This window comes from Pseudoduganella albidiflava (assembly GCF_004322755.1).
Lineage (GTDB): Bacteria > Pseudomonadota > Gammaproteobacteria > Burkholderiales > Burkholderiaceae_D > Rugamonas > Rugamonas albidiflava.
Map to the genome: position 1 here is coordinate 1368530 of NZ_CP036401.1, position 21081 is coordinate 1389610.

General features: G+C 64.9%; 19 protein-coding genes. 11 read left to right on the forward strand and 8 right to left on the reverse strand.

The genetic code is table 11. From position 1 onward, the window contains the following. The first annotated feature begins 7 nt into the window (after nt 1-7). The 3 genes from EYF70_RS05845 (at nt 8) to EYF70_RS31000 (ending at nt 1631) form a co-directional block, all read left to right on the forward strand. The gene (locus tag EYF70_RS05845; protein WP_131144565.1) at nt 8-499 is read left to right on the forward strand and encodes a hypothetical protein; all 492 of its coding nucleotides are present in this window, start codon (nt 8-10) and stop codon (nt 497-499) included. A gap of 36 nt (nt 500-535) precedes the next feature. Beyond that, complete coding sequence (locus EYF70_RS05850; protein WP_131144566.1) at nt 536-886, forward strand: hypothetical protein; 351 nt, start codon at nt 536-538, stop codon at nt 884-886. Nucleotides 887-1187: 301 nt separating this feature from the next. Then, complete coding sequence (locus EYF70_RS31000) at nt 1188-1631, forward strand: hypothetical protein (RefSeq protein WP_165497578.1); 444 nt, start codon at nt 1188-1190, stop codon at nt 1629-1631. Nucleotides 1632-1813: 182 nt separating this feature from the next. On the opposite strand, the gene EYF70_RS05860 is transcribed toward EYF70_RS31000, so the two are convergent. From EYF70_RS05860 to EYF70_RS05880, 5 genes are all read right to left on the reverse strand, one after another. After that, nucleotides 1814-3079 carry a DUF2863 family protein gene (locus tag EYF70_RS05860; protein WP_131144568.1) on the reverse strand — a complete coding sequence of 422 codons (1266 nt, stop codon included), beginning with the start codon at nt 3077-3079 and terminating at the stop codon, nt 1814-1816. A 203-nt stretch (nt 3080-3282) separates the two neighbouring features. Then, the gene (gene acnA / locus EYF70_RS05865) at nt 3283-5994 is read right to left on the reverse strand and encodes an aconitate hydratase AcnA (RefSeq protein ID WP_131144569.1); all 2712 of its coding nucleotides are present in this window, start codon (nt 5992-5994) and stop codon (nt 3283-3285) included. A gap of 104 nt (nt 5995-6098) precedes the next feature. Then, on the reverse strand, nt 6099-6710 hold the full coding sequence (locus EYF70_RS05870; protein WP_229420721.1) for an MliC family protein: 612 nt from the start codon (nt 6708-6710) through the stop codon (nt 6099-6101). Further along, the gene (locus tag EYF70_RS05875; RefSeq protein WP_131144570.1) at nt 6710-7759 is read right to left on the reverse strand and encodes an HpcH/HpaI aldolase/citrate lyase family protein; all 1050 of its coding nucleotides are present in this window, start codon (nt 7757-7759) and stop codon (nt 6710-6712) included. The genes EYF70_RS05870 and EYF70_RS05875 overlap by 1 nt, the downstream gene beginning before the upstream one ends. 99 nt (nt 7760-7858) lie before the next feature. Further along, nucleotides 7859-8845 (reverse strand): malate dehydrogenase, encoded by a 987-nt coding sequence (locus tag EYF70_RS05880; RefSeq protein ID WP_131144571.1) that lies wholly within the window; start codon nt 8843-8845, stop codon nt 7859-7861. Between the two features lie 327 nt (nt 8846-9172). Here EYF70_RS05880 and EYF70_RS05885 point away from each other — a divergent pair, with 327 nt between their 5' ends. The 7 genes from EYF70_RS05885 to gltA all read left to right on the forward strand — a co-directional run bounded on the left by EYF70_RS05885 (nt 9173) and on the right by gltA (nt 15297). Further along, complete coding sequence (locus EYF70_RS05885; RefSeq protein WP_131144572.1) at nt 9173-10033, forward strand: GntR family transcriptional regulator; 861 nt, start codon at nt 9173-9175, stop codon at nt 10031-10033. Nucleotides 10034-10360: 327 nt separating this feature from the next. Further along, the gene (gene sdhC, locus EYF70_RS05890) at nt 10361-10783 is read left to right on the forward strand and encodes a succinate dehydrogenase, cytochrome b556 subunit (RefSeq protein WP_131144573.1); all 423 of its coding nucleotides are present in this window, start codon (nt 10361-10363) and stop codon (nt 10781-10783) included. Nucleotide 10784: 1 nt separating this feature from the next. Next, the gene (sdhD, locus tag EYF70_RS05895; protein ID WP_130184892.1) at nt 10785-11147 is read left to right on the forward strand and encodes a succinate dehydrogenase, hydrophobic membrane anchor protein; all 363 of its coding nucleotides are present in this window, start codon (nt 10785-10787) and stop codon (nt 11145-11147) included. A gap of 3 nt (nt 11148-11150) precedes the next feature. After that, on the forward strand, nt 11151-12929 hold the full coding sequence (gene sdhA, locus EYF70_RS05900) for a succinate dehydrogenase flavoprotein subunit (protein WP_131144574.1): 1779 nt from the start codon (nt 11151-11153) through the stop codon (nt 12927-12929). Between the two features lie 12 nt (nt 12930-12941). Next, entirely contained in the window at nt 12942-13652 is a 711-nt protein-coding gene (locus tag EYF70_RS05905) for a succinate dehydrogenase iron-sulfur subunit (RefSeq protein WP_131144575.1), read from the forward strand. A 17-nt stretch (nt 13653-13669) separates the two neighbouring features. Further along, a complete protein-coding gene (locus tag EYF70_RS05910; protein ID WP_131144576.1) occupies nt 13670-13951 on the forward strand; it encodes an FAD assembly factor SdhE in 282 nt (93 codons plus the stop codon). A gap of 41 nt (nt 13952-13992) precedes the next feature. Then, the gene (gltA, locus tag EYF70_RS05915; protein ID WP_131144577.1) at nt 13993-15297 is read left to right on the forward strand and encodes a citrate synthase; all 1305 of its coding nucleotides are present in this window, start codon (nt 13993-13995) and stop codon (nt 15295-15297) included. 76 nt (nt 15298-15373) lie between these two features. On the opposite strand, the gene EYF70_RS05920 is transcribed toward gltA, so the two are convergent. Together EYF70_RS05920 and EYF70_RS05925 are read right to left on the reverse strand one after the other, a co-directional pair. Continuing rightward, on the reverse strand, nt 15374-16318 hold the full coding sequence (locus EYF70_RS05920; protein WP_131144578.1) for an alpha/beta fold hydrolase: 945 nt from the start codon (nt 16316-16318) through the stop codon (nt 15374-15376). Between the two features lie 9 nt (nt 16319-16327). Continuing rightward, nucleotides 16328-17650 (reverse strand): autotransporter outer membrane beta-barrel domain-containing protein, encoded by a 1323-nt coding sequence (locus EYF70_RS05925; RefSeq protein WP_165497579.1) that lies wholly within the window; start codon nt 17648-17650, stop codon nt 16328-16330. A gap of 298 nt (nt 17651-17948) precedes the next feature. Between EYF70_RS05925 and EYF70_RS05930 the strand changes: the two genes are divergently transcribed. Further along, nucleotides 17949-20561 (forward strand): caspase family protein, encoded by a 2613-nt coding sequence (locus EYF70_RS05930; protein WP_131144580.1) that lies wholly within the window; start codon nt 17949-17951, stop codon nt 20559-20561. 78 nt (nt 20562-20639) lie between these two features. Here the strand turns inward: EYF70_RS05930 and EYF70_RS05935 are convergent, their stop codons facing one another. Further along, on the reverse strand, nt 20640-21080 hold the full coding sequence (locus tag EYF70_RS05935) for a SitI3 family protein (protein ID WP_131144581.1): 441 nt from the start codon (nt 21078-21080) through the stop codon (nt 20640-20642). Nucleotide 21081 lies beyond the last annotated feature (1 nt).

The following is a 21081-nucleotide window of genomic DNA, read 5'->3' on the forward strand; positions in this document are numbered from 1 at the left end:
CTCTACCATGCGCAAAACCCTGATCGCAGCAGTCCTCGCAACGATGGCAACCGTCGCTTACGCCCAGAGCGGCGCGAGCGGCAGCACTTCCACCGATCCGCAGCGCACGTCCGGCGCGTCGTCGAACAACGCGACGTCCGGCAGCGGCTCGTCGGATCAGCAGTCGACCAAGAAATCCAAGCGCAGCAAGTCCGGTTCCAACTCCGGTTCGCAGCAAAGCGGTTCTTCGGGCAGCTCGTCCGGCGGTACCTCGGGCAGCACTTCCGGTAGCGGCGCTTCCGGTACGGCGGGTTCCGGCACTTCGTCCGGCGCGGGCGGCACCTCGGGCACCGGCGGTTCCTCCGGCACCGGCGGCATGTCGGGCGGCAGCGGCTCGTCGGGCACGGGCGGTTCGTCGGGTACCGGCGGCTCCACCGGCACGGGCGGCACGTCCGGCACGTCCGGCACCGGCGGTTCGTCGGGCACGAGCGGCGGCACCACCGGCGGCACCACCCGCTGACACCGTGCGGTGCCGGCGAACAGACCAGGAGGCGATATGCGACAGAACTTCATCATCATGGGACTCTGCGTTGCCGCACTGGCCGGCACCGCGCACGGGCAATCGACGGTTGGCGACGCGCTGAAGAACAAGCCGGGCAGCGTGGGCTTGCAGGATGCCGATGCCAGCAGCGATGCGGCCAGCCGCAAGGCCGCGCCCACCGCGCCGAAGACCAGCGACAAGGTGCGCCCGGTGCCTGGCCGGGAGCCAGCGCCGCTGGGCAGCACGGCGAACCGGGCAGGGCGCGACAAGGCCGCGCCGGACGACACGTCCGGCCACGGCACGCAGCGCACCGACAGCCGCAAGTCCAGCAATGGCAAGGCGACGACGGGCAATAGCAACCTCTGAAAAAAACGGTGACAGGCTCCGATGCCGTCCAGTTAAGCCTACCCCAAGTGCAAATGCCGGGGTCAGACCCGGCGGGTCTGACCCCAGCCTTCGCTGTTGGGGTGAGTGCATGCGAAAACCAGTGACAGGCTCCGATTATGCGAAGCGGCGGGGCGCGTCGCGAACTCGAGCTTATTGTCGAGTGAGGTAGGAGCCCTCCGACCGGACGAAGGTACGGGCGCCGATGCTGCGCGCGTGGCGAAAACGCTAATCTTGTCGTCCACGGTCATTGGGACCGAACGACCATGACAGGAGCCCCACCATGCGCAAGACGTTGATCGCAGCAGTCCTCGCCTCGATGGCGACCCTTGCTTACGCCCAGAGCGGCCAGAGCAATTCCACCGACCCGCAACGCACGCAGGGCGCTTCCAGCAACCAGGCGACCTCCGGCGACACGAAGCAGTCGAAGACGAAAAAGCACGGCGGCAAGCATGCCGGCAAGGACGCGGGTGCCAGCTCCGGCACGTCGTCCGGTTCGTCCAGCGGCGGCACGACCACCGGCGGCCAGGCAGCCGGCACGCCGGGCCAGGGCATGGATGCCACCCGCACCGAGAGCGGCACCAGCGGCGGCTCGAACACGGGCACCACGGGCGGTGCGACCGGTACCGGCATCAGTGGTGGAACGAGCGGGGGAACCAGCAACGGCTCGAATAGCGGCAGCAATCCCGGCACCGAAAGCAACTCGGCAGGCTCGCTGAAGCGCTGACGCCACGTTCGCCTGGGCTGGCGTCCAGCATCGGCAAGGATAAGGCGGGCAACCGCAACCAAGAAAAAACCGGTGACAGGCTCCAATTGTTTGAAAACTTTCAAACGAAATCGGAGCCTGTCACCGGTTTTCGGGTGAAAAAAACCTCGCGGTCTGCGAGGTTTTTACGTTTGGGGAAGCGATCAGTGGAAGTGCTCGGTGCCGGCCGGGGCGTCTTCCGGCATCTCGGCATGGACCAGTTCGCCGGCCGGGTCGGCGAACAGCGGGGCGCCGCAATCGTCGCAGTATTCGGCGACGTAGCGCTCCGACAGCTTCTTGACGACGGTGACGCCGGCCGCGCTCAGGTGTTCGACGATTTCCTCGACCGGCGTGCGCGGCTGCAGCAGCGTGGCCAGGCCGCCGGCCATCGGGCCTTCGGGCGGCGTGCCTTCTTCGTCTTCCTGGCCATACAGCGGCCAGACGACGCCGTAGATCACATCGGTATCCGAGCGGCGCGTGAAGGCCACGCGGTACTCGTCCACCTGGCCGTCGGCCGCTTCCTCGCCGAAGCCGGCGATCACGGCGCGCAGGTCGGCCGGCTCGCAGGCCAGCGTGTGCGTCAGGTAATGCACGGCGGCGCGGATCGACACCGGGCGAATCAGTTTATCGGCTTCGCGGCACGCCATGTAATACGCTTCGGGCAGCAGCAGTTCGATGCCGCAGCCGGGCAGCAGGCGCGCCACGGTGGGCGTGGCCTGGGTGCGCCAGGCTTCCAGCGCGTTGCGCCGCTCGTCGGACTGGTGCAGGTGGGCGCCCGGCATCTGCCAGCGGAACAGTGGCCCGCCGGCCGGCGCGACGATGGCCGCGATCAGGTAGCGCGTGTCGGCCAGGAAGGGCGCCGTCTCGGGCGATTTCACATCCGTCTTCACGGCCACGCCCTTCACGGCGGCTTGCGCCAGCTTGTGCATCTTGGCGTACGTTTCCGCGTGCGTGCGCGGCAGCTGGTCGATCGAGAACAGGTTCGAGGCCATGGCCATCTTCGTGCCATCGGCCAGCAGATGGGCCGAGAAGTGGGCGGACAGCGTGTTCAGGATATCGGCCGGGATGGCGCCGGAGGCGATCGAATACCTGGTCCAGGCCAGGATGGGCGCCGCGACGAGCAGCACGTCGTACTGCACCGGTGCGCCGTCGGTTTCGACGGTGATGGTGGCCGATTCGCTGACGGCTTCCACGCTGTCCATCAGCACGTCATAGGCGGTCAGGTCGGCGGCGAACAGGCTGTTCAGGGCGGCATCGACGGTGTCCTGGTGGCTCGTCTTGAGCAGTTTCGTCAATTGCACGTCCAGCGCGCGCTCCCAGCTGCGCTCTTCGAGACGGCTGCCTGCCTGGCCGACGGCCTGGGCAAGGGTGGAAAGGCGCTGGCTGTCGGCAGACAATTTAGTAGATGAATCTTTGGATGGGCGACGCATGGCGCTAACGATCTCGGTAGTGGTGAATAACTTATCAGACGTATTGTAGTTGATTCGGCAAGGATGGGCGGCAAACGAAAAAAGCGCCGGAACGAATCCGGCGCTTCAGGGGCAACCCCAGGAGCTGAACCTGGGGTCAGACCCGGCGGGTCTGACCCCGGCCTCTGCAGTTGGGGTCCAGCAAGGCCAATTGGCAGCTGAATTTACGCAGCCAGCAGCTGACGCAGCACGAACGGCAGGATGCCGCCATGCTTGTAGTAATCGACTTCGATCGGCGTGTCGATGCGCAGCAGCACGGTGGCTTCCTGCTTCGTGCCGTCTTCGCGGTTGATCACCAGGGTGGCCAGTTGCTGCGGCTTGATCTCGCCTTCCAGGCCGAGCAGGTCGTAGGTTTCCTTGCCGGTGATGCCCAGCGATTCCACGCTGTCGTTGCCGATGAACTGCAGCGGCAGCACGCCCATGCCCACCAGGTTCGAGCGGTGGATACGCTCGAAGGAACGGGTGATCACGGCCTTCACGCCCAGCAGCTGGGTGCCTTTCGCGGCCCAGTCGCGCGACGAGCCGGTGCCGTACTCTTCGCCGCCGAAGATCATGGTCGGGGTGCCTTCGGCCACGTACTTCATGGCCGCGTCGTAGATCGACAGCTGTTCGCCGCTCGGCTGGTGGATCGTGATGCCGCCTTCGACCGCGGAACCGTCGGCCTTCGGCGGGATCATCTTGTTCTTGATCCGCACGTTGGCAAAGGTGCCGCGCATCATGATTTCATGGTTGCCGCGGCGCGAGCCGTAGGAGTTGAAGTCGGCCTTCATCACGCCGTTTTCCTTCAGCCACTTGCCGGCCGGGCCGTCTTCCTTGATCGAACCGGCCGGGGAGATGTGGTCGGTGGTGATCGAGTCGCCGAACACGCCCAGTGCGCGCGCGCCGGTGATGTTGGCGTTCTCGGAAACCGGCGGCGTCATCTCGAAGTTCTCGAAGAATGGCGGCTCGGCGATGTAGGTGGACTCCGGCCAGTTGTAGACCTGGCCTTCGACGGACGACACGGCTTCCCACAGCTTGCCCGGGTTGCTCTTCACCTGGGCGTAGTTGGCCTTGAACACTTCCGAGTTCATCGCGAACTTCATCAGTTCCTCGATCTCGGCCGAGGTCGGCCAGATGTCGCCCAGGTACACGTCGCGGCCGCCGGTGCCCTTGCCGACCGGTTCGGTCATCAGGTCGCGCGTCACGTTGCCGGCGATCGCGTAGGCGACGACCAGCGGTGGCGAGGCCAGGAAGTTGGCGCGGATGTTCGGGTGGATACGCGCTTCGAAGTTGCGGTTACCGGACAGCACGGCCGCGGCCACGATGTCGTTGCTGGTGATCGCCGCGTTCAGTTCCGGGGTCAGGTCGCCCGCGTTGCCGATGCAGGTGGTGCAGCCGTAGGCGGTCACGCCGAAGCCCAGCTTGTCCAGGTACGGCAGCAGGCCAGCCGCTTCCAGGTACTCGGTGACGACGCGCGAGCCAGGAGCCAGCGACGACTTGATGTGCGGTGCCACGGTCAGGCCGGCTTCCACGGCCTTCTTCGCCAGCAGGCCGGCGGCCAGCAGCACGCTCGGGTTGCTGGTGTTGGTGCACGAGGTGATCGCGGCGATCAGGATGTCGCCGTTCTTCACCTGCACGCCGTTGGTGGTCTGGTAGGTATTGGTCAGGTCGGCCGGGTTCTTGTTGAAGCCGTTCTGCGTGGTCGGCTTGGAGAACAGGTCGGTGAAGGTCGACTTCACGTTGCCGATCTCGATACGGTCCTGCGGGCGCTTCGGGCCGGCCAGCGACGGGGTCACCGTCGACAGGTCCAGGTTCACTTCGCGGGTGAAGTCGAGCTCGCCGGCCTTGGCCACGCCGTACATGCCCTGCGCCTTGAAGTAGGCCTGGAACGCGGCGATTTCTTCCGGCGTGCGGCCGGTGCCTTCGAAGTACTCGATGGTCTTGTCGTCGACCGGGAAGAAGCCCATCGTGGCGCCGTATTCCGGGGCCATGTTGCCGATGGTGGCGCGGTCCGTCACGGACAGCGATTCGGTGCCTTCGCCGAAGAACTCGACGAACTTGCCGACGACCTTTTCTTTACGCAGCAGTTCGGTGATGGTCAGCACCAGGTCGGTCGCGGTGCAGCCTTCGCGCAGGCGGCCGGTCAGGTTCACGCCGATCACGTCCGGCGTCAGGAAGTACACCGGCTGGCCCAGCATGCCGGCTTCCGCCTCGATGCCGCCCACGCCCCAGCCCACCACGCCGATACCGTTGATCATCGTGGTGTGCGAGTCGGTACCCACCAGCGAATCCGGGTAGTACACGCCGTTGTTGTTGTGCACGCCGCGCGCCAGGTATTCCAGGTTGACCTGGTGGACGATGCCGAAGCCCGGCGGCACCACGCCGAAGGTGTCGAAGGCCTGCATGCCCCACTTCATGAACTGGTAGCGCTCGTTGTTGCGCGAGAATTCCAGCTTCATGTTCAGGTCCAGCGCCTTCGGCTCGCGGAAGTGGTCGATCGTGACCGAGTGGTCGACCACCAGGTCGACCGGCACCAGCGGCTCGATCTTCTTCGGGTTGGCGCCCTGCTTGTAGGCGACGTTGCGCATCGCGGCCAGGTCGGCCAGCAGCGGCACGCCGGTGAAGTCCTGCAGCACCACGCGGGCCACGACGAACGGGATCTCGTCCGTGCGCTCGGCGGTGGCGCCCCAGTTGGCCAGCTGCTTCACGTGTTCCTCGGTGACCTTCTTGCCGTCGCAGTTACGCAGCACGGATTCGAGCACCACGCGGATCGACACCGGCAGGCGGGAGATCTTGGCGCCCAGGGCCTGTTCCAGCGCGGGCAGGGAATACAGTTTGCCCTTGGTTTTGCCGGAAATCGGGAATTCCTTGAGCGTGTTGAAAGTGTTGCTTGACATGACCTCTCCTTCAGGTGGGCGTCAGTTATTGATCGGGGTGTTGCGAATGATTGCGACGATATCTACATCTTGTTTGCTACGCCGTGATGACGCGCGCTTGCGGATTACATATGCGCGCCCGGTGCTGACGGTGCCGGTTGCGCCTGCGCCGCCGAGGTGGCCGGCACTGCCGGGGCTGGCGAGGCTGCCGGCGCCACCGGCGCTGCAGCTTCGATGGGGGCCGGCGCCGGATTCAACTGTTCGGCGTTGCGGCATTCGTTGGCCAGCTGGCGGTTCTTCTTCGAATCGAGCAGCATGCCCTTGGCGGGAATGCCGATCCAGATCAGGCCGTGGAACTTGTTCTCGAAGCGCTGCGCGCCGGTGGTCGTGGCCACGCGCGTCAGGCGGTGCAGGCGCTGTTTCCAGCGCAGCGCGACATGGCTTTCGTCGCCGGCGTTCTGGTAGATGGTGATCTTGTTGCCCAGTTCGCAGTCGTAGTCGACCACGGTGGAGCCCAGTTCGGTCGGCTCGTCGGCTTCCGGATCGGGTACCGCCGGTGCCACTGGCGCAGGCTTGCTTTTCGACTTGGCGGCCGGTTTCGCCCTGGACTGTTTCGCGGCCGGCTTTTTCTTCGCCTCCGCCTTCGGTTTCGCGGTCTCGACGGCGGCATGGGCCGCCGGGGCGCAGACCAGTGCGCACGCGGCAGCGCAGGCCGCGATGAATTTGAGGATGGACATTAGGTGTTTTCCGTTGCGTTGGATTGCGGTGCCTGCGGCGTTTCGGACGCAGGCGCCGGCAGCGGCTGCAACAGTTGCGCGGCCGCTTCCGGCAGGTTCAGCCCGGCCAGCCTGGCCCGCTGCAGGATCGTCCAATAGTAGCGATAGCTCGCGCGGTCGTGCAAGCGGCCATGCTGGCTGATCGGGCCCCAGTGCGCCTTGGCCGCTTCCTGCAGGATCGCCGCCGCTTCGTTCACTTCCGACAGCCGCGGCGCGAAGGCCTTGACGACCGGCTTGATCTGGCTGGGGTGGATGCTCCACATGCGCGTGTAGCCGAATTCGGCCAGCGCGCGCTGGGCATCGTTGGCCACCACGGCCGAATCCTTGATGTCGGTGGTGACGTTGTGCGACGGGACCTTGCCGTGCGCATGGCAGGCCGCGGCGATTTCCAGCTTGGCGCGCACCACCAGCGGGTGCACGAACTGGTTCGGCGTGCGCATGGCGTTGGCGGGGATCGCGCCATAGTGGCTGGAGACGAAATCCATGATGCCGAACGACAGGCATTCGACCTGGGGCAGGGCGGCGATGGCGAACACGCCGCGCAGCGCGCCGTGCGTTTCGATCAGCACATGCACCGGAAGCTCATTGGCCCCATTCCCGCGGCCCGCCTTGACGGCGTGGCTGTTGATGACGTCGATGGCCTTCATGACATCCTGCACGCTGTCCGGCTTGGGCAGCACCAGGTAGGCCAGGCGGCTGGCGGCGGCGCCGGCGATGATCTCGACATCGCGGGCGAAGTGCGGGCTCGATACGTCGTGCACGCGCACGCCGATGCGGTTGAATTTGTTGTCGGCGGAATTGACCAGTTCGGCCACGAGGTGCGCATGCGCTTCCTCGTTGCCGGCGGCCGCGCCGTCCTCGCAGTCGAACGTGATGTCGAACACGGGGCCAAGCTCTTGTTGCAGGGCCATCGATTTACGCATCAGCTTCTCGGAGCCGGCGTAATGATCGCAAGCTGGCAGGAGCAGCGGCTGGCGTTCGCCCTGGAATAAGACCTCGGATGGATGCATCGTGGATGTTCCGGTTGAAGAGACCGCCGCGCGGCCGGATTCGGCGGCGCGGCGACCTGTGTGGAGCGGTGTCTTGACGACCGGTTCCACGGGGGATGATTACAGCAGGTGCTTCACGCCTTCACGCTCTTCGGTCAGTTCCTTCAGCGTGAGGTTGATGCGTTCCTGGGAGAACTCGTCGATCTCCAGGCCCTGCACGATCTTGTATTCGCCGTTCTCGGTGGTCACCGGGAAGCCGAACACGATGCCTTCGGGGATGCCGTAGGAACCGTCGGACGGCACGCCCATCGTGGTCCACTTGCCATTGCTGCCCAGTACCCAGTCACGCACGTGGTCGATGGCCGCGTTGGCCGCCGAAGCCGCCGACGACAGGCCGCGCGCTTCGATGATGGCCGCGCCGCGCTTGCCCACGGTCGGCAGGAAGGTGTTGGCGTTCCATTCCTGGTCGTTGATCAGGTCCTTGACGGACTGGCCGTCGACGGTGGCGAAGCGGTAGTCGGCGTACATCGTCGGCGAGTGGTTGCCCCACACGGTCAGCTTCTCGATGTCCTTGACCTGCTTGCCGGTCTTCTGTGCCACTTGCGACAGCGCGCGGTTGTGGTCCAGGCGCAGCATGGCGGTGAAGTTCTTGGCCGGCAGGTTCGGTGCCGATTTCATCGCGATGTAGGCATTGGTGTTGGCCGGGTTGCCGACCACCAGCACTTTCACGTCGCGCGAAGCCACGGCGTCCAGCGCCTTGCCCTGCACCGTGAAGATCTGCGCGTTGGCTTCCAGCAGGTCCTTGCGTTCCATGCCCGGGCCGCGCGGACGCGCGCCGACCAGCAGGGCCACGTCGGCATCCTTGAAGGCGGTCATCGGATCGGAGTGGGCGGTCATGCCGGCCAGCAGCGGGAATGCGCAGTCGTCGATTTCCATCATGACGCCCTTCAGCGCCTTCTGTGCCTTTTCGTTGTCGATCTCGAGCAGTTGCAGGATGACCGGCTGGTCCTTGCCCAGCATGTCGCCGTTAGCGATGCGGAACAGCAGGGAATAGCCGATCTGGCCGGCGGCGCCGGTAACGGCAACACGCAGTGGGGTTTTAGCCATGATGAATCTCCATTGTGGAATAAAGAAGCTTGACGGACCTGGAGTGCAGGACCTGTACCAGTGCCGCGTGCCAGAGCGGCGGCCACTGGTAAAACTGCAATGATACCAAATTCGCCCCGCGCGAAGGCTCAGCCTTGCGGGGGTATTTCCAGTCCTCCGGTGCCATCCTGTGCTGTGCGCCATCGGCGCCTTGCCAGGACTAACATCGACGGCGAGTGTAGGCTGCATGCTGATATCTGTCAATGATATCTTATGTCTTATATAAGACATATAACTTAGTCGGTTATTACTGGACGGACAGTGCCTTTTGTGGTGAAATCGCGGTCTATGAATCCTGTCACGCCCAACCAGCCCAGCCCAGGCAGCAGTGCGAACGCGCCGGCTGCGCCAGGCGCGGGCGCGACCGCCGCTACTTCCGCTACGTCCGCGCATTCCGGCCCCGCCGCACCCGCGCCAGCCGGGGCGGCACCGGCTCCCACCTTCTCGCCGCTGTACCAGCAGATCAAGGCGCTGATCACGCAAAGCCTGCAGTCCGGCGAATGGAAACCGGGCGAAATGATCCCCAGCGAAGTGGAACTGGCGAACCGCTACAAGGTCAGCCAGGGCACCGTGCGCAAGGCGATCGACGAGCTGGCGGCCGACAACCTGGTGATGCGCCGGCAGGGCAAGGGCACGTTCGTGTCCACCCACCACGAAGCGCGCGCCCACATCCGTTTCCTGCGCCTGCGTCCGGACGAAGGGCAGCCCCATTATCCCGAGAGCCGCTTCCTGGAAGTGAAGCGCCTGCGCGCGCCGGCGGACGTGGCGCGCCTGCTGGACATGAAGTCCGGCGACGCCACCGTGTACATCAAGCGGCTGCAGTCGTTCGATGGCGTGCCCACCATCGTCGAGGAACTGTGGCTGCCCGGCTTGCTGTTCAAGGGCCTGACGGCCGAGCGCCTGTCCGAATACAAGGGGCCGATGTACGGCCTGTTCGAATCCGAGTTCGGCACGCGGATGATCCGTGCCGAGGAAAAGGTGCGCGCCGTGCTGGCCAGCGCGGAAGATGCCGCGCTGCTCCATGTGGCGGACGGCACGCCGCTGCTGTCGGCGGAGCGCGTCTCGTTCACGTATGGCGACAAGCCGGTCGAGCTGCGCCGCGGCCTGTACCTGACCAGCCGCCACCACTACCAGAACGACTTGAACTGAACGGCCGGACCGGGCGAAGTGAACCGGGTTTGTACCGGGAATCAGCGCCCGAGGACTGGCAAGCGGATTGGCTAGCGGAAACGAATGGAGCGGTGCAACATAAATTTGGTTATATGTAAGAATAGATATTGGTCGTTGTGGGGAAATGGGCGAGAATCGCGGCGCAGCATGATGGTTTCATCACGTTGCAGCATAAAGTGCGCAATAAGTGGGCAAAAGCAGCAAATAAGCCACAGATGAGCCACTGTCGAACGTCCATTCGACGGCCTTGAATCGCTTTCATACGCAGTCACTAAACCAAAAAGCAATACACAAGGGAGGTAAGCCATGTCTGAAGCCATCAAGGACCCCCGGCGCAAGCCACGCCGGGAGTACCGCAACATCCACGTCGGTGAACTGGGCAACTACCGCATGCCGTTGTCGGCAATCGTGTCGATCCTGCACCGTATCAGCGGCATGCTGCTGTTCGTGCTGCTGCCGTTCATCCTGTACCTGCTGCAGGAATCCATCCGCTCCGAGATTTCGTTCGCGCACTTCCAGGGCATCGCCCAGCACCCGTTCAGCAAGCTCGTGATCCTGGGCCTGGTATGGGGCTACATGCACCACTTCTGCGCCGGCATCCGCCACCTGGTGATGGATACCCACGTCGGCCTGGACAAGGATTCGGCCCGCAAGACGTCGGTGGCCGTGCTGGTCATCAGCCTGGCGGTGACCTTCCTGGTCGCCCTGAAACTGTTCGGAGTGTTCTGAGATGAAAAACAATATCGGACCGAAGCGCCTCGTCGTCGGCGCCCATTACGGCCTGGGTGAATTCCTCGCGCAGCGCGCCACCGCCATCGTGATGGTGGTGTACACCGTCGTGCTGCTGGCCGCTTTCCTCACCGGGAACAACTTCTCGTATGAAGGCTGGGCCGGCCTGTTCGCGCAGACCTGGTTCAAGCTGTTCACGCTGGCCACCCTGATCGGCCTGTTCTATCACGCCTGGGTCGGCGTCGTCAGCGTCTACCAGGACTACATCAAGAACGTCGGTGTCCGCTTCCTCATTCAAACCGCGTCGGCCATGTGGCTGATCGCGTGCGCCGTGTGGTCGGTGCAGATACTCTGGAGTGTGTAAATCGTGGCAGCAATCAAATCCTCCATCCCCGTACGCCGCTTCGACGCGGTGATCGTTGGCGCCGGCGGTTCCGGCATGCGCGCCTCCCTGCAACTGGCTGAAGCGGGCCTGAACGTGGCCGTGCTGTCGAAAGTGTTCCCGACCCGTTCGCACACCGTCGCGGCACAGGGCGGCATCGGCGCTTCGCTGGGCAACATGGCCGAAGACAACTGGTTCTGGCACATGTTCGATACCGTCAAGGGCGGCGACTACCTGGGCGACCAGGATGCGATCGAATTCATGTGCCGCGAGGCGCCGAAGGTCGTGTACGAGCTGGAACACTTCGGCATGCCGTTCGACCGCAATCCCGACGGCACGATCTACCAGCGCCCGTTCGGCGGCCATACCGCCAACTTCGGCGAGAAGGCCGTGCAGCGCGCCTGCGCCGCGGCCGACCGTACCGGCCACGCGCTGCTCCACACGCTGTACCAGCGTAACGTCCGTGCCCGCACCCACTTCTTCGTCGAATGGATGGCGCTGGACCTGATCCGCGACAGCGAAGGCGACGTGATCGGCGTGGTCGCGCTGGAAATGGAAACCGGCGACGTGATGATCCTGCAGGCGAAGACGACGATCTTCGCCACCGGCGGTGCCGGCCGGATCTTCGCCGCATCGACCAACGCGTTCATCAACACCGGCGACGGCATGGGCATGGCGGCACGCGCCGGCCTGCCGCTGCAGGACATGGAATTCTGGCAGTTCCACCCGACCGGCGTGGCCGGCGCGGGCGTCCTGATCACCGAAGGCGTGCGCGGCGAAGGCGGCATCCTGATCAACTCGCAGGGCGAGCGTTTCATGGAGCGCTATGCGCCGACCCTGAAGGACCTGGCGCCGCGCGACTTCGTGTCGCGCTCGATGGACCAGGAAATCAAGGAAGGCCGCGGCGTGGGCCCGAACAAGGACCACGTGCTGCTCGACCTGCGCCACATCGGCAAGGAAACCATCGAGAAGCGCTTGCCGTCGATCCTGGAAATCGGCCACAAGTTCGCCAACGTGGACGCGACCAAGGAACCGATCCCGGTCGTGCCGACGATCCACTACCAGATGGGCGGCATTCCGACCAACATCCACGGCCAGGTAGTGGCACCGTCGGCCGATGGCGGCCAGAAGATCGTCAACGGCCTGTACGCGATCGGCGAATGCGCCTGCGTGTCCGTGCACGGCGCGAACCGCCTGGGCACCAACTCGCTGCTCGACCTGGTGGTGTTCGGCCGCGCGGCCGGCAACCATGTGGTGGCGTCGAACCTGAAGCAGAAGGAACACAAGGACCTGCCGAAGGATGCATCGGACTTCGCGATGGACCGCCTGAACCGCCTGGAAACCTCCACCGGTTCCGAGAAGGTGCAGGGCGTGGCCAACGATATCCGCGCCACGATGCAGAAGTACTGCGGCGTGTTCCGTACCGACGACCTGCTCAAGGCCGGCTTCGACGAGATCATGAAGCTCGACGAGCGCCGCAAGCACGTGTCGTTCAAGGACAAGTCGAAGGTGTTCAACACCGCCCGCGTGGAAGCGCTGGAACTGGACAACCTGATCGAAACGGCCAAGGCGACCATCACCTCGGCGGTGGCCCGCAAGGAATCGCGCGGCGCGCACGCGCACAGCGACTTCCCGAACCGCGACGACGACAACTGGATGAAGCACACGCTGTGGTTCTCCGAAGGCAACCGCCTGGAGTACAAGCCGGTCGTCACCAAGCCGCTGACGGTGGAAACCTTCAAGCCCAAAGCACGCACTTTCTAAGGTAGCAAGAACATGGCACGCACCCTCAAATTCAAGATCTACCGCTACGATCCGGACAAGGACGAGAAGCCTTACATGCAGGACCTGACGGTCGAGCTGAAGGACACCGACAAGATGCTGCTGGACGCGCTGCAGCGCATCAAGTCCGACGTGGACGATTCGCTGGCCCTGCGCCGCTCGTGCCGCGAAGGCGTGTGCGGTTCGGACGCGATGAACGTCAACGGCAAGAACCGCCTGGCCTGCACGACCAACCTGAACGAACTGTCCGAACCGATCATCCTGCGCCCGCTGCCGGGCCTGCCGGTGATCCGCGACCTGATCGTGGACATGACGCAGTTCTTCAAGCAGTACGACTCGATCAAGCCATTCCTGATCAACGACTCGATCCCGCCGGAGAAGGAACGCCTTCAGACCCCGGCCGAGCGCGAAGAGCTCGACGGCCTGTACGAATGCATCCTGTGCGCGTGCTGCTCGACGTCGTGCCCGTCGTTCTGGTGGAACCCGGACAAGTTCGTCGGCCCGGCCGGCCTGCTGCAGGCTTACCGCTTCATCGCCGACTCGCGCGACGAAGCCACCGCCCAGCGCCTGGACAACCTGGAAGACCCGTACCGCCTGTTCCGCTGCCACTCGATCATGAATTGCGTGGACGTCTGTCCGAAGGGCCTGAACCCGAACCGGGCGATCGGCAAGATCAAGGAACTGATGGTCCGCCGGGCCATTTGAACCATGGGATCGAAGCCATGAGTATCGATAACAACAGTGCGCATCAGGCAGATCCCGCCAACCGTGCCCGCCTGCGTTGGCGTGCCCGGCGGGGCCTGCTGGAAAACGACATCATCCTGACGCGTTTTCTCGATGCGCACGAAACGGAATTGACCGACGAGGAAGTGGACGCGCTGACGCGGCTTCTCGATTTGTCGGACAATGCGCTGATGGATCTGGTGCTGGCGCGCAGCGAGCCGGAAGGTGAGCTCGATCTGCCGCACGTGCATGCACTGCTTGGTCGTCTGCGCCGCGCCTGATTTTTTTACAATAGCCGCACCTCATCCAGGAAGGAAGAGCCATGAACACTTCTGATAACAAAGCCACCCTGTCGTTCTCGGACGGCAGCGCCCCGGTCGAATTCCCGATCTACAAGGGCACCGTCGGCCCGGACGTCATCGATATCCGCAAGCTGTACGGCGCCACCGGCAAGTTCACCTACGATCCGGGCTTCATGTCCACCGCAGCGTGCAATTCGTCGATCACCTACATCGACGGCGACAAGGGCGAACTGCAGTACCGCGGCTACCCGATCGAACAGCTGGCCGTGAACGCCGACTTCATGGAAAGCTGCTACCTGCTGCTGAACGGCGAACTGCCGAACGAACAGCAGAAGACCGACTTCGTGAAGCTGGTGTCGAAGCACACGATGGTGCACGAGCAGATGCAGTTCTTCTTCCGCGGCTTCCGCCGCGACGCGCACCCGATGTCGGTGCTGGTCGGTACGGTCGGCGCGCTGGCGTCGTTCTACCACGACTCGCTGGACATCAACGATGCCAAGCAGCGCGAAATCTCCGCGATCCGCCTGATCGCCAAGATGCCGACGCTGGTCGCCATGGCGTACAAATACTCGATCGGCCAGCCGTTCATGTACCCGCGCAACGACCTGTCGTACAGCGCCAACTTCATGCGCATGATGTTCGGCAACCCGTGCGAAGAGTACGAAGTGAACGACGTGCTGGTGCGCGCGCTGGACCGCATCCTGATCCTGCACGCCGACCACGAGCAGAACGCGTCGACGTCGACCGTGCGCCTGGCCGGTTCCTCGGGCGCCAACCCGTTCGCCTGTATCGCAGCGGGCATCGCCTGCCTGTGGGGCCCGGCACACGGCGGCGCCAACGAAGCGGCACTGAACATGCTGAAGGAAATCGGCTCGGTCGAGAACATCCCTGCCTTCATCGAGAAGGTCAAGGACAAGAACTCGGGCGTGAAGCTGATGGGCTTCGGTCACCGCGTGTACAAGAACTTCGACCCGCGTGCCAAGCTGATGCGCGAAACCTGCCACGAAGTGCTGGAAGAGCTGGGCCTGCAGGACGACCCGCTGTTCAAGCTGGCGATGGAACTGGAAAAGATCGCCCTGGAAGACGAATACTTCGTGTCGCGCAAGCTGTACCCGAACGTCGACTTCTACTCGGGCATCGTGCAGTCGGCACTGGGTATCCCGGTCTCGATGTTCACCGGTATCTTCGCGATGGCCCGTACCATCGGCTGGATCGCCCAGTGGAACGAAATGATCGCCGATCCGGAACAGAAGATCGGCCGCCCACGCCAGCTGTTCGTCGGCTCCGCGCTGCGCGACGTGCCGCCGCTGAAGGAACGCAAGTAATCCATTGACGTTTTGGCGTCGACCGAAAGCGGACCCGCGGGTCCGCTTTTTTTTCGTGGGGCGCATCGATCCTGATCTATTGTGCGCTGGCTGGGTCAAGCAACTCGGGCCAGCGCTCCAGCCAGCAGCACACGTGATCGAACGCGGCGATCTCGATCACGCTGGCACGGGGATGGCGGCGCGCGAACGAACGCACCACGGAAGGCGGGACGTTGGCGTCGCGCCCGCCAACGTAATGGCGTTCGGTGATCGCGGGCCGCAGCGGGGGCAGGGCGGCCGGGTCGAGTGAGCCAGCCAGCGGACTGTAGCCATGCAGACGCGCCCAGCCGGCCACGTCGAGGTTGGCGGCGATCGTGACGAGCGCGGTGGCCTCGGGCAGGTGCGCCGCCATCAGCCAGGCCAGCGTGCCGCCGCCGCTGTAGCCGACCAGCACGACATGCCGGAACGGATGGGCAGCCAGGTAGCCGCGCAATGCCGCCACCATGCTGGCGACCACCTGCGGCGAATAGCGGCCGTGGGTCCACACCAGCGGACCGCATGGCGGCGAGGCCTGCGCCTGGAAGTAGCATGGCCGGCCGAGCAGGAGGCGCGGGCCGGCATCCCTGGCCATCAGTTCGAGCGCGTAGGGCGTGCGCGGCGTGGGGTCGTCCGCCACGCGGTCGAAGCCGGCCCATGGTGTGCCGTCGTGTTCGATATACACGTGCAGAGAAGCATGCAGCGAGGCAGGTAGTGAGGCATGCAGCGAGGCAGATAGTGAGGCAGATAGTGGGGCAGGTAGCGAGACACGCGGCGTGCCGGCTGCCTGGCCCGCTGGCGAGGCGAAGGCGCGGTGCTCGAAGCCATCGCCTTGCAGGACGAGCGGCGTGAAGCCCAGCTGCGAGGCGCGCCGTGCGAAGCGCTCGGCCGGCGTCGCGCAAGCCGCCAGCATGGCGATCGCGGCGACGGCGGCCACGGCGGCGAAGTGCCTGCCAGTCCGTTGCAGCTTGTTCGTGCCGGAGCCCGACTGCGGTTGTCCGCGCACGGCGATGGATCAGAACTGCACGCGCACGCCTGCCGAGACGGCGTAGCTTTTCTCGTCCTTCAGGCCCACCGCGCTGCTGAACTGCGCGAATGCCGACAGGTTGTTCGGCAGCGTGAGGCTGGTGCCGAAGGACACGATGCCGAAATTGCTGTCCGGCGTGGCCGTGGGGATCGAGAAGGCAATGCCGTTCGGATCGTTGACATACCTGGAGACCAGCGACGGAGCGTCCTTCTTGAATTCATGCATCCACTGCACGCTGGCATAGGGAAGCAGCACACCCCACGAGGTGTTGACGTTGGTGCCGAGCCGTGCCCCGAGCGCCGACTGCAGCGACTCGATCGTGCGGCGATCGACCGCGAGGCCGAGGCCGGCCACCGGCTCGCTTTCCGTGAAGGCGTCGTTGTCGACATGGAGGTAGCTCAGGCGCACGCTCGGCGTGACGTTCCACGTGCCGAACCGGAAGTCCGTGCCGGTGCCGATGGAGGCCGACCACTGGTTGCCTTCCGGCCTGGACGTGGCCGATGCGGCGATGGCCGGCAACGCCGGGTTGTGCGAGGCGATATTGATGTTGCGCCTGGAATCGAAGTCCGTGGTGCCGTAGGCAACCAGTCCATCGACGTACCAGCTGCCGGCATAGTAGGTGGCATAGGCGGCCGTGCCGCTCGTACGGGCTTCGACACGGCCGAGCCCCTGCTCGTACCTGGCCGTGGTGTCGCTGTAGCTGAGCGCGATGCCGGCCACGAACGCTTCGCTGATCCGGTAATCCGCGCCGGCCAGCACGTTGTAGCTGCGCTGTTCGTAGGCGTCCTGCAGCGTGGTCTTGTCGATGTCGCCCCAGTTGGAGGCGACGTTGACGAAGCTGCCCCAGCGGCCGCCCAGCACATCGTCCGCGGCGGCGCCGCCACCGGTCTGGATGTCCTGGCCATTCATGCCGAGCACCATGCCCCGTGCCCCGCCGCGCAGGTTGAGCAGCCGCGCGCCGATCGCATTCATCTTCAGCGTCTCGGTACCGATCTGCTTTTGCGCATTGGCCTGGACAGGAGCGATGGCCTGGATCGCGGTCTGCAGTTCGCTGTTGCTCAGCTTGAGGTCGAACGACGCGTTGCCCTGCACGCCGTTGGCGAACCTGGCCGTGTTGACCATCAGGCTGCACGCATTGGCCAGGCGCTCGGTGGGGGTGCCGGTGGCGACGGGCCTGACGCCGAGGCCGCCGACCAGATTGGCGCACGTTCGGAACACGCCGTCGGCAACCGGGCGCTGCAGAGCGTTGTAGGAACCGGGCAGCGGGCCGGGCTCCCGCAACTGCGCGGAGGCGATGGCGGCATGGCTCATCAACAGTGTGCCGGCGGCCCAGCAGGCAAGCGTCCGGTGGGGCCGCTGGAGCGTGAGTGCAGTGCTGTGGCTAGCGTTCATCAAGGTGCCCTCCCTGTGATCTCCACATCATCGTTTCGCTTTTTCGTTGCGAAGTCAATGCGCCATGTACGGTTGACGCATCCAGGCATCACAAGCAGAAAGCCGGGAGGAATCAAGGTGGAATAACGTGGAAAATTCGCCCGGCCCACGAAATATCGGACTAAAGTGTGAAGAGGTGCGCGGGGCCGTCGCGGAAAGGCCGCGGGAGGGAAGGCAGATGAGCACGATCGATTCGCTGGCCGGGGCGCGCGCCATCCACGCAGGGTGGCCGGGTGCGCGTGCGGCGCTGGCGGTCCTGCGAAGGGCGGCTGAGCGGGTTGCCCGATCCATCGCGGCCGCGATTCTTGTTCCTCAGATTCTTGTTTCTCTGATTCTTGTTCGTCTTCTTGTCCCGCTGATTGCCGTCTCCAGCGCGCCCGCCCTTGCCGCGCAATCCATCGCGTCCGCGGCGCCGCCCGGCCGCGACAGCGATGCATTCCTGATCGTCGATTGCGCGTTGCCGGCGCAGGTGCGCCAGCTCGGTACCGCCATGACCTACCTGGCTCCGCGGCGCGCGGTGAAGACGTCGGCGTCGGATTGCGCGATCCGCGGCGGCGAGTACGTCGCCCACGATCGCGCCAGTCTCGACACCGCGCTCAAGGTATGGTTGCCGCTGGCGCAGGGCGGCGACCAGGCGGCGCAGGCCAATGTCGGCGAAATTTACGAGAAGGGCATTGGCGGCAAGCCGGACTACGCGAACGCCGCGAAGTGGTACCGGCTGGCGGCGGACCGGGGCTACCCGCGCGCGCTGACCAACCTGGGCTTCCTCTACGAGCGCGGGCTCGGCGTGGCCAGGGATCCCGTTGCGGCGCTGCAGCTCTACCGCAAGGCGGCGGGCATCGCCGGCACGATCAGCCTGGAAGGCGGCGACACGTCCGCGGCATCGCGGCAGGAGATCGACGCCTTGCGCAAGGAGCTGGAACGCACCCGCGACGAACTGGAGAAGTCGCGCCGCCTGCTCGATGAAAACCGGCTCAAGTCGAGCCGGCAGATCGAAAGCCTGCTGATGCAGAAGCAGCAGGCCGCCGCTGCCGGCAACACGGAAGAAACACTGCGGCTTGAAACGCTGCTCGCCGCACGCGAAACCGAACTGGCGAAGCAGAAGGAACAGGTCGAGCGCCTGGAGGCCGAAGCCGCCGGCTTCAAGTCCAGGCTGGCCGCGTTCGACGGGACCCGGCAGGAACTGGACCAGACACGCCGCCTGCTGGATGAACAGCGCAGGAAGTCGGCGCAGGACATCGAGCGCCTGCGGGCCGAGCAGCGGCAAGCCGTCGCCGCGGGAAACCAGGAAGACACGCGGCGCCTCGCTGCGCAGCTGGCGGCACGCGAGGCGGAACTGGCGAAGCAGAAGGGCGAGATCGAGCGCCTGGCGGGCGAGGTCGGCAGCTACAAGGCGCAGGCCGCCACGCTGGACGAGACGCGGCGGGCGCTGGACGAGGCGCGCCGCCTGCTGGAAGAGAACCGGCGTAGCTCGCGCGAGGAAATCGAACGCCTGCAGGTACAGAAACAGCAGGCCGCCGCTGCCGGCAACAAGGCGGAAACGGGCCGGCTCGAAGCGCTGCTCAAGGGGCGGGAAGGCGAGCTGGCGCAACAGAAGGCGAACGTGGAGCGCCTGGAACGCGAAGTCGGCGAGTACAAGGCCAGGGTGGCCAGGCTGGAAACGGCCCAGCCGGCGAAGCTGGAAGCGGCGCAGTCCCGGCTGGCGGCCGCGGTGGCACCGCCGTCGATCCAGATCCTCGATCCGCAAGTCGTCATCACACGCGACGTCATCACGGTCAAGGTGCGTTCCGGTGTGCAGACGCGCGAGATCGTCGGCCGCGTGACCGCCCCGGCCGGCCTGATGTCGCTGACCGCGAACGACCTCGCGCAGAAGGTCGATGGCAACGGCATGTTCAAGACCACGGTCGAACTGGGGGCGGGCAAGACCAAGGTGGCCTTGCTGGCAGTGGACCGGCAGGGCAAGGTGTCGCAGCTGCAGTTCTACCTTGAACCGGATGCCCGCAGTGCCGCGCCCACGGCGATCGCACCGCCAAGGCTGCCGGGCATCGCTACCGGCAATTATCATGCACTCATCATCGGCAACCAGAAATACACGAAGCTGCAACCGCTGGAAACCCCGGAAGCGGACGTGACACAGCTGGCGCCCATCCTGCGCGACAAGTATGGCTTCAAGGTCACGCTCCTGCTGAACGCCACGCGCTACCAGATCCTCACCGCGATGAACGACTTGCGCGCCAGGCTGACGGAGAAGGACAACCTGCTGATCTACTATGCCGGCCACGGCGAGCTCGATCGCGTGAATGGCCTGGCCAACTGGCTGCCGGTGGACGCGGAGCCGTCCAGCAACGCCAACTGGATTTCCAGCTCCAGCATCACCGAGATGCTCAACGCCATGGCGGCCAGGCACATCCTGGTGGTTGCCGATTCCTGCTATTCGGGCGCGCTGACGCGTTCCTCGGTCGGCCAGCTGGAAACGGGGCTGACCGAGGAAGCCCGGTTCGAGTGGCTGAAGCAGATCGCCGCGACGCGCTCGCGCACGGCGCTGACCAGCGGCGGATTGAAGCCCGTGCTCGATGGCGGCGGCGGGAAGTTCTCGGTGTTCGCCTCGATCTTCATCGATATCCTGTCGCAGAACCAGGATGTGCTGGAAGGCATGCGCATCTACCGGGAAATCTCCGCACGGGTCGTCAACATCGCGTTGCGGCAGAAGTTCGAACAGCGGCCGGAGTATGGCGCGATCAGGTTCGCCGGTGGTGAATCCGGGGATTTCCTGTTCGTGCCGAGGAATTGACGACGCCGTGCCGTGGGCATACTGACTACCGTGCTGGCGTGTCCGCTGGCTGCCTCGCGCGCTGGAGCGGATCGCACGTCAGATGACGGGCATGGCCTTGAACCGGTAATCGGCCGGGAGCACGGCAAGCACCTCATCGGTCCAGAATTTCTCCAGGGGATTGAGCAGGAGCGCGTCCTGTCGGCGCAGCAGGATGACGGTCTCGCCGTTGAACAACAGTACCGCGTCGCCAGCAGTGATCTCCAACAGTGCCATGCATCCTCGCAGCAAGGCCGTGCGCATCGCGACGCGCTCGGCTTCCTTGTCCACCCAGAACGAAATCGATGCCGTTGGCGTGAAGCCGAACGCCTCTTCGATGATGCCGGCTTCGACCTCGTCCGGCGGCGACATGTCGATCTGCAGATCTGGGGCAGCGATACCGCCGGCAGCCGGTCTGTAGCCAGGCAGTTCCTGGAGCCGTTTCGCCAGGGTGTCGAACAGGCCGGGTGCGGCAATCGAGAGTGTGTAATGGAGTGACATG

Bases quoted from the DNA above. Each gene is read 5' to 3' on its own strand.
- EYF70_RS05845 (WP_131144565.1), top strand. From the start codon at position 8: ATGCGCAAAACCCTGATCGCAGCAGTCCTCGCAACGATGGCAACCGTC.
- EYF70_RS05850 (WP_131144566.1), top strand. From the start codon at position 536: ATGCGACAGAACTTCATCATCATGGGACTCTGCGTTGCCGCACTGGCC.
- EYF70_RS31000 (WP_165497578.1), top strand. From the start codon at position 1,188: ATGCGCAAGACGTTGATCGCAGCAGTCCTCGCCTCGATGGCGACCCTT.
- EYF70_RS05860 (WP_131144568.1), bottom strand. From the start codon at position 3,079: ATGCGTCGCCCATCCAAAGATTCATCTACTAAATTGTCTGCCGACAGC.
- acnA (WP_131144569.1), bottom strand. From the start codon at position 5,994: ATGTCAAGCAACACTTTCAACACGCTCAAGGAATTCCCGATTTCCGGC.
- EYF70_RS05870 (WP_229420721.1), bottom strand. From the start codon at position 6,710: ATGTCCATCCTCAAATTCATCGCGGCCTGCGCTGCCGCGTGCGCACTG.
- EYF70_RS05875 (WP_131144570.1), bottom strand. From the start codon at position 7,759: ATGCATCCATCCGAGGTCTTATTCCAGGGCGAACGCCAGCCGCTGCTC.
- EYF70_RS05880 (WP_131144571.1), bottom strand. From the start codon at position 8,845: ATGGCTAAAACCCCACTGCGTGTTGCCGTTACCGGCGCCGCCGGCCAG.
- EYF70_RS05885 (WP_131144572.1), top strand. From the start codon at position 9,173: ATGAATCCTGTCACGCCCAACCAGCCCAGCCCAGGCAGCAGTGCGAAC.
- sdhC (WP_131144573.1), top strand. From the start codon at position 10,361: ATGTCTGAAGCCATCAAGGACCCCCGGCGCAAGCCACGCCGGGAGTAC.
- sdhD (WP_130184892.1), top strand. From the start codon at position 10,785: ATGAAAAACAATATCGGACCGAAGCGCCTCGTCGTCGGCGCCCATTAC.
- EYF70_RS05905 (WP_131144575.1), top strand. From the start codon at position 12,942: ATGGCACGCACCCTCAAATTCAAGATCTACCGCTACGATCCGGACAAG.
- EYF70_RS05910 (WP_131144576.1), top strand. From the start codon at position 13,670: ATGAGTATCGATAACAACAGTGCGCATCAGGCAGATCCCGCCAACCGT.
- gltA (WP_131144577.1), top strand. From the start codon at position 13,993: ATGAACACTTCTGATAACAAAGCCACCCTGTCGTTCTCGGACGGCAGC.
- EYF70_RS05925 (WP_165497579.1), bottom strand. From the start codon at position 17,650: ATGAGCCATGCCGCCATCGCCTCCGCGCAGTTGCGGGAGCCCGGCCCG.
- EYF70_RS05930 (WP_131144580.1), top strand. From the start codon at position 17,949: ATGAGCACGATCGATTCGCTGGCCGGGGCGCGCGCCATCCACGCAGGG.
- EYF70_RS05935 (WP_131144581.1), bottom strand. From the start codon at position 21,080: ATGTCACTCCATTACACACTCTCGATTGCCGCACCCGGCCTGTTCGAC.